Raw genomic sequence first — 6585 nt, forward strand, 5'->3', positions numbered from 1 at the left:
TCGATTGTGTCGGTGGCGCGCGGGAGACGGCCGGATCCTGCGCGCCCCGTTCGACGAGTTCTCCGAGCGCGGCTTCCCCGCGGTTTCGGTCCGGGAGCTGGCCGAACGCGTCGGCGTCACCAAGACCGCCGTGCTACACCACTTCCCCGGCAAGGCGGACATCGTGACGGCGCTGGCCGCACCGCTCCTCGACGACCTCGAAACGGCAATGACGACGGCCGCGGACGCCGCCGACCCGCGATCGAGGGCGTCCTCGAAGTGTGGCTGAGCCACCGCTACCTGCTCCGGATGACCCTGCGCGACCTCGGCCTCACCGCGTCGAAGGCGGTGTTCGACCGCTTTCGCGACGGCATGCTCGAGGCGAACCACCTGGTGTCGGGCCCGGACGCGGACGGTTGTACGCGGTCGCGCGACCCGAGACCAGGCCGCGCGGCCGCCGCGGCCGGCCACCGGTGATGAGCCCAGGGAGGATCGAGGCGGCCCGGCGCCTCTACGACGCGGGCCACGCGCCGGCCGACATCGCCATGGCGCTCGGCGTCTCCCGTGCCACGATCTACCGGCACCTGCCGACGCGGGAGAACAAGACTTCGAGCGATATCGAAAATAACGATGACAAAGCCGAGCGGGATGAAGGAATGGGTGCGCTGCTTCGGGGAGGTCACCTACGACGATCAGGATGCGGAGTTCGGTTACGTCCCCGGCCTATGTGGCGCCGGCCGTAACCCCGCTGCCCCTGTGTGGCCAGGGCGGGGCTTGGCCGTCCCGGACGCCGCGGTACCAGGACTGCCGGGCAGCCGTCGCCTCGGTAATAGCCGGCGCGGAGCGCCGTCGTCCGGCCCGGTCTGTACCGCCACCTCGCGACGCACGAACACACGCAGCCACAATGCTGTGGCTGCGCACCGGCCTACCTGACAGAACTGATCCTGCGCCGTGGTGTCAGCCCAGCTCGACCAGCAGCTCGGCGAGCCGTTCCGGCGCCGACCAGAACGGCGAATGCCCACCGTCGATCTCAAGAACCGCAGCACCGAGCAGCTCTTGGGCCACGGCGGCGTTCCACGCGCCGTCCACCGCACGATCGTCGCGGCACGACACGTAGGTGGTCCGTACCTTGCGCTCCGGCAGATCCGGGCAGGTTTGCTGATACAGCACGTTCGCGTCGGGGCGCAGCCGGCCGACAGCGTCGGCGGCGTCCGCCGGGAGGCAATCGTGGTAGAACAGCTCGGTTGCGTCGGCCGGGTCCAGCACGCTGCGAGCGGACTCGTCGTAGGTGGCTCGTTCGAGCACCTTCCGCATCGGCTCGGCGAGCGGCTCGAGCCCATTGTCCGCCCCGGTAGTCCCGGGCCGGCGCATCAGGGCGGCGAGCAGGACCAGAGAGCTCACCGCGCGGTTGCCAACTGCCAGCGGTGCCAGCAGCCCGCTCATCGAGTGTGCGACGAGAACGACGTCGGAACGGGACCGGAGCGCGTCTTCGATCGCCGCGAGGTACTCGTCCTGGCCGGCGTCGGCGGTGTCGGACGGCAGCTGCGGGCACACGACATCATGACCACGCGCCCTCAGGTACCCGCCCACCCTCTCCCAGCACCATGGGCCGTGCCAGGCACCGTGCACAAGGACAAACGTCTTGGACTCCCCATCTTCCATGAAGATCATGCTATCTCGGCGACCGCCGCACCGGGTGGCATGAAGTTCGCCGAGGACCTGCGGCTTCAAACCTTTGCCCGAACGGGCACCTCTGCCCGAAACAGGAGACGGCAACGAAGCGTCTTCCGCGCTCGCGCCCCGTTTCTCGGGGTCCACCACGCACGATGGCCGGCCGGGTTGTCCGCGCCGCAACCGGTGGGCCTGCCTCGTCTCCGTCGACGACGGCCGTCCGTCCGAACTGGACGTCGACGAGGTGCGCCGGCGGCCATGGGTCGTGCCCGACTCCACAACACCCGTGCAGTCCATGCTGCACCGGTTGCGCGCCGCGGGAGTGGAGCCGCGGGCCGCGGTCAGCACGGAAGACTTCCTGGCAGTGCCCTGCCTCGTCCGGGGCACCGACCACATCGGACTGGTGCCCGAGCGCGTGGCCCGGCTGACCGCGGGAACCCAAGGCCTCGAGGTGGCGCCCTCCCGCCCGAACTCGGCATGGTCGTGGAAGCGCTGTGGTGCACCCGATGAACGAACCACTTCCCCACCAAGGAGGTCCACGGCCGCACCGCAGGCCAGAACTGCGGCTGATCACCTGCGGGCTCCTTCGACCGGGCTGTGCGCTCTTACCGCGACGACGTGATCGTTTTCGCGCAGGCCAAAGAAAGAACACGACCCGGCCACCAACGGGACAGCCGCGGCAGCGCCGTCGACCGCCGCCACGTCACTCAGCCGGCGCCCAGCCACGTGATCGCGGCCACCGCGGCACCGGAAACGGTGGCGAGCAGCACCAGCCGCACCTTGACCTCGGAGTGGACACTCAGCGGGCGGCGGACAACAGGCAAGCCCTCAGAACGGACAAATCCACAGCAGGCGCCGCCCTCGTCGCCAGCGACCTCGCGGACGATTACTCGTTCTGCCACCCGCAGAGTCCGGCGGCAACACGGCCCGGCGCGAGTGCCCTGTGCGGCAGGGTGCCCCACCGCGTGGCTCTACCCCCCGTCAAAGGTCCAGACGAACACCACTTGCTTGTCTTCCAGGGCGCCTCCGGCACGACTGTAGGTCATCCGTGCCGCCGCGTTGTCCTCGTCCGTGATCACCCACATGCCGTAGCAGTTCCGTTCACGCGCCAGATCCGCAAGCGCCGACACCAGGGCCCGGGCGACACCACGCCCGCGGAACAGCTCGTCCACACCCAGCTCGTACAGGAACATCTCGGTGCCCTTGTCCGGGTGCGTCATCTCGACGCCGGTGACCATCCCGGCCGGGACGTCGTCGGCATAGGCGATCAGGAGGTGGTGGCGCCCGTCTGCCAGAAACCTCTCAGTCGCCTCCGGCAGGGGGAACCGGTCGAACAGATGCCCGGCGTCCTGGACGGCCTCGACCCGAGTGATCCGGCGGATCTCCATGGGCGGGATCCTGCCAGGTTCCGGCATGAACGACACCGGGATTTCCCCACCGCCCGGGAGCAGCTGCCACGAAACGTACGGTTGCCTGGCCGCCACGACGTTCCCGCACGAGCAGGGCTGGCCCGTCCCACGTGGTCGACCACCTAACCAAGATGCGCTGGAACACCCTCGTCAAGTGGCTACCCATCGCCGACGTCGAGTCGGTATCGCGGCGCGTCAGGCGTTGACGTACGCCAGCACCGCCAGCACCCGGCGGTGTCCGCTGTCGCTCGTGGGCAAACCCAGCTTCCGGAAGATGTTGCCGATGTGCTTGGTCACCGCGCGTTCGGTCACCACCAGCTCGCCGGCGATCGTCAGGTTGTCCAGGCCTTGCGCCATGAGGTGCAGCACCTCCTGTTCGCGCGCGGTGAGGGTCTGCAGCGGGTCGCGCTTGGTCATCAGCTGCGACACCACCTCCGGGTCGAGCGCCGTGCCGCCGGCCGCGACGCGGTCCAGGGCGTCCAGGAACTCCTCGACCCGGCCGACCCGGTCCTTCAGCAGGTAGCCGGTGGCCGCCGCGCCCGTCTCCAGCAGTTCCTTCGCGTACGCCTGCTCGACGTACTGGGACAGCACCAGGACCGGCAGCCCGGGCAGGTGCTCGCGAGCCTCGATCGCCGCGCGCAGGCCCTCGTCGCGGAAGCTCGGCGGCAGGCGGACGTCGATCACCGCGATGTCCGGCCGGTGCCTCAGCAGCGTCGGCACGATTTCGGGGCCGCTGGTCGCGATCCCGACGATCTCGTGCCCCGCGCTCTTCACCAGCAACGAAATCCCCTCGCGCAGGAGGGCGTTGTCCTCGGCGAGCACTATTCGCATGGCAGCAGTACCTCGATCGTCGTTCCTGCGTTCACCGGGCTGTCGATCCGGGCGGTGCCGTCGAGCGCCGCCACCCGGCGCCGGATGCCGGACAGCCCGCTCCCGCGTTCGGCGTCGGCGCCGCCCTGGCCGTCGTCGCGCACCGTGACGCGCAGGCTGTGTCCATCGCCTTCGACGACGACCTCGGCGTTCACGGCCGTGCTGTGCTTGGTGATATTGGTCAGCGACTCGGCCACGACGAAGTAGGCCGCCGCTTCGATCGCCGCGGGCGGGCGCGGCAGGTCGTCGGGAACCCGCACGGTCACCGGGATGCGCCGGTCCCCGGCCAGGGCGCGCACCGCGCCGGCGAGCCCGCGATCGGCGAGGATCGGCGGGTAGATGCCGCGGATGATGCCGCGCAGGGCGCCCAGGGAGTCCTCGATGCCGGTCCGGGCGTCTTCCACCAGCCCGGCCGCGGCGGTCTCCGGTCCGGCCGACAAGGCGCGCGCGGCGAGGCCGAGCCGCACCGAGACGGCGACCAGCTGTGCCTGGACGCCGTCGTGGAGGTCACGCTCGATGCGGCGCAGCTCAGCGCCGTGCGATTCCAGCGCCTCGGCCCGGGTTTCGGTGAGCCGCTCGACCTGTCGCGCCAGCAGCTCGGTCTCGTTCGGCCCGAGCAGTGAGCGGGCGAGCCGCCGCTGGCCACGCGCGATCAGCGGAACCAGCCACACCACCATGGCGGCGTAGAGCGCGGCCTGCAGCAGCGGCAGGGTCAGCGCCTCCGGCCACGTCTCGATGATGACGAACATCCCGGTGAAGCTCTCCGGCGGGAACAGCCACCAGTACGCGGGCATCGTCGCGCTCGCCACGATCGCGGGCCACAGTGCGAGACCGAGCAGGCCGAGGAACGTGCCGCCGAGCCCGTGCCCCACCAGCCACAGCAGAGCGCGCCAGGTCGCCGGGTCCCGCACCGCGCGCAACCGGCCACCGCCCTCGGCGTGGGCGGTTTCCGGCAACGCGAACCGCGCGCACTCGAGCCGGGCCAGTACGCGCACCGGCTTCGTCACCGACGGCGCGAACGGCAGCAGCAGCACTAAGAACGGCAGTGCGAGCACGCCGGCCAGCGCGGGCAGCGCGGTCTGCAGCCCGGCGGCGAGCGCCGCGGTGGCGCGGATGCTGCGGCTGATCGCGGTCCTCATCGGGCTCCCCGGTGCGGTGGTGGCCGCGACTCTACTGAACCCCCCGAGGCGGTGTAGCTGGCTACACCCCCGGTCCGGGTGCGCGGCCCCGTGTGCCGCGCCCGTCCCGCTCATAGCGTCCTCACCAAGGCAAACAGAGGAAGGACGACGGCGATGACAGCGATCGCGCACGGTCTCGAGTACGCGGTGCGGATGGACTCGGTGACCAAGACCTACGGCAAGGGGGACGCCGCGGTCCACGCGCTCAACGGCATCACGCTCGGCCTGCGCCGCGGGACCTTCACGGCGATCATGGGCCCGTCCGGGTCGGGCAAGAGCACGTTCCTGCACTGCGCCGCCGGTCTCGACCGGCCGACTTCGGGCCGCATCACACTCGGCGACGTCGAGCTGACCGGCCGCCGCGAGTCCGAGCTGACCGCGTTGCGGCGCGAGCGGATCGGGTTCGTCTTCCAGGCCTACAACCTCCTGGACGCCCTGACGGTCGAGCAGAACATCGTGCTCCCGCTGCGCCTGGGCAACCAGCGGTTCGACCCCGCGTTCCTCGCCGAGATCGTCCGGTCGGTCGAGCTGAACGTCCCCCTCGACCGCCGCCCGAGCAGGCTCTCCGGCGGCCAGCAGCAGCGCGTCGCGATCGCCCGGGCCCTGGTCACCCGGCCCGAAGTGATGTTCCTCGACGAGCCGACCGGGGCACTGGACACCCGCACCGCACGGCAGGTGCTCGGCACGCTCCGGCAGGCAGTGGACCGCTGGGGCCAGACCGCGCTGATGGTCACCCACGACCCGGTCGCGGCGTCCTACGCCGACACCGTGGTGTTCCTGGCCGACGGCCGGATCGTCGGCGAGCTGACCGGCGCCACCCCGGAGCGCATCGCCGAGCGCATGACGCACCTCGGGGAGTGGTGATGAGCGTGTTCGCCCTGGCGCGGCAGAGCATCCGCGCCCGCAAGGCGACGTTCGCGGCCGCGTTCGTCGCGGTGTTCGCCGGGTCCGCCCTGATCACCGCGAGCGGTGTGCTGCTCGACTCCGGTCTGCGCGCCGGGATCCCGCCGCAGCGCTACGCCCAGGCCGCGGTGGTCGTCACCGCGCCGCAGTCGGAATCCACGCGAGGGGACCTCGAGCAGCGGTTCGCCGAGCGCGTCCCGCTGCCGGTGGCGCGGGCGGGCGAGATCGCCCGCGTTCCCGGGGTCTCCGCGGTCGTGCCCGATGTGAGCGCGACAGTCGTGCTGCGCGGCCGCGGCTCGCTCGTCGTCCACGGCTGGTCCTCCACGCGCCTCGACGCCGTCGCGCTCACCGAGGGCCGGGCGCCGGAACGTCCCGACGAGATCGTCTTCGGCGGCGCGCGCGTCGGCGAAGTGGTCGACGTCGCGGTGGGCGGGATCGCGTCGCCGTACCGCGTGGTCGGTACCGCCGCGACGGGGACGGCGTTCCTCACCGACGAGCAGGCGCGTGTCGTCGCCGGCCGGCCGGACGCGGTGGACGCCGTCGCGGTCCTGGCCGAGCCGGACGCCGACGCGGCC

Annotated in this window: 9 protein-coding genes and 1 pseudogene; 6 read left to right on the plus strand and 4 right to left on the minus strand. The window is 71.3% G+C overall.

Annotated elements, in window-relative coordinates; translation table 11 throughout:
* The first annotated feature begins 4 nt into the window (after positions 1–4).
* From G3I65_RS58105 to G3I65_RS58115, 3 genes are read left to right on the plus strand one after another with little or no spacing between them, the layout of a single operon-like run.
* A complete protein-coding gene (locus G3I65_RS58105; RefSeq protein ID WP_239072020.1) occupies positions 5–268 on the plus strand; it encodes a TetR/AcrR family transcriptional regulator in 264 nt (87 codons plus the stop codon).
* Positions 259–456, plus strand: coding sequence for a hypothetical protein (locus G3I65_RS58110; protein WP_239072021.1), 198 nt, complete (start codon positions 259–261; stop codon positions 454–456). The genes G3I65_RS58105 and G3I65_RS58110 overlap by 10 nt, the downstream gene beginning before the upstream one ends.
* Positions 456–722: a helix-turn-helix domain-containing protein gene (locus G3I65_RS58115; RefSeq protein WP_239072022.1), complete on the plus strand. Its 267-nt coding sequence runs from the start codon at positions 456–458 to the stop codon at positions 720–722. Before G3I65_RS58110 ends, G3I65_RS58115 begins: the two co-directional genes overlap by 1 nt.
* Positions 723–936: 214 nt before the next feature.
* Here the strand turns inward: G3I65_RS58115 and G3I65_RS54030 are convergent, their stop codons facing one another.
* Positions 937–1650 (minus strand): alpha/beta fold hydrolase, encoded by a 714-nt coding sequence (locus G3I65_RS54030; protein WP_160704123.1) that lies wholly within the window; start codon positions 1648–1650, stop codon positions 937–939.
* A gap of 64 nt (positions 1651–1714) precedes the next feature.
* On the opposite strand from G3I65_RS54030, the gene G3I65_RS59215 reads away from it, so the two are divergent.
* Positions 1715–2272: a LysR substrate-binding domain-containing protein gene (locus tag G3I65_RS59215; RefSeq protein ID WP_160704125.1), complete on the plus strand. Its 558-nt coding sequence runs from the start codon at positions 1715–1717 to the stop codon at positions 2270–2272.
* A 349-nt stretch (positions 2273–2621) separates the two neighbouring features.
* On the opposite strand, the gene G3I65_RS54040 is transcribed toward G3I65_RS59215, so the two are convergent.
* The 3 genes from G3I65_RS54040 to G3I65_RS54050 all read right to left on the minus strand — a co-directional run bounded on the left by G3I65_RS54040 (position 2622) and on the right by G3I65_RS54050 (position 5068).
* Positions 2622–3038 (minus strand): GNAT family N-acetyltransferase, encoded by a 417-nt coding sequence (locus tag G3I65_RS54040; protein ID WP_160704127.1) that lies wholly within the window; start codon positions 3036–3038, stop codon positions 2622–2624.
* A 216-nt stretch (positions 3039–3254) separates the two neighbouring features.
* Complete coding sequence (locus G3I65_RS54045; protein WP_166641740.1) at positions 3255–3890, minus strand: response regulator transcription factor; 636 nt, start codon at positions 3888–3890, stop codon at positions 3255–3257.
* Positions 3881–5068: a sensor domain-containing protein gene (locus G3I65_RS54050; RefSeq protein WP_160704129.1), complete on the minus strand. Its 1188-nt coding sequence runs from the start codon at positions 5066–5068 to the stop codon at positions 3881–3883. Before G3I65_RS54050 ends, G3I65_RS54045 begins: the two co-directional genes overlap by 10 nt.
* Positions 5069–5221: 153 nt before the next feature.
* Between G3I65_RS54050 and G3I65_RS54055 the strand changes: the two genes are divergently transcribed.
* Together G3I65_RS54055 and G3I65_RS54060 are read left to right on the plus strand one after the other, a co-directional pair.
* A complete protein-coding gene (locus G3I65_RS54055) occupies positions 5222–5971 on the plus strand; it encodes an ABC transporter ATP-binding protein (RefSeq protein WP_160704131.1) in 750 nt (249 codons plus the stop codon).
* Positions 5971–6585: pseudogene (locus G3I65_RS54060) on the plus strand (ABC transporter permease); the annotation flags it as partial. The gene G3I65_RS54055 and the pseudogene G3I65_RS54060, both read left to right, overlap by 1 nt.

Source organism: Amycolatopsis sp. SID8362 (assembly GCF_010550475.1).
Classification (GTDB): domain Bacteria; phylum Actinomycetota; class Actinomycetes; order Mycobacteriales; family Pseudonocardiaceae; genus Amycolatopsis; species Amycolatopsis eburnea.

What these genes read in the sequence shown, in the direction of transcription:
- G3I65_RS58115 (WP_239072022.1), top strand. Translation starts at nt 456, where the DNA reads ATGAGCCCAGGGAGGATCGAGGCGGCCCGGCGCCTCTACGACGCGGGC.
- G3I65_RS54030 (WP_160704123.1), bottom strand. Translation starts at nt 1,650, where the DNA reads ATGATCTTCATGGAAGATGGGGAGTCCAAGACGTTTGTCCTTGTGCAC.
- G3I65_RS54040 (WP_160704127.1), bottom strand. Translation starts at nt 3,038, where the DNA reads ATGGAGATCCGCCGGATCACTCGGGTCGAGGCCGTCCAGGACGCCGGG.
- G3I65_RS54045 (WP_166641740.1), bottom strand. Translation starts at nt 3,890, where the DNA reads ATGCGAATAGTGCTCGCCGAGGACAACGCCCTCCTGCGCGAGGGGATT.
- G3I65_RS54050 (WP_160704129.1), bottom strand. Translation starts at nt 5,068, where the DNA reads ATGAGGACCGCGATCAGCCGCAGCATCCGCGCCACCGCGGCGCTCGCC.
- G3I65_RS54055 (WP_160704131.1), top strand. Translation starts at nt 5,222, where the DNA reads ATGACAGCGATCGCGCACGGTCTCGAGTACGCGGTGCGGATGGACTCG.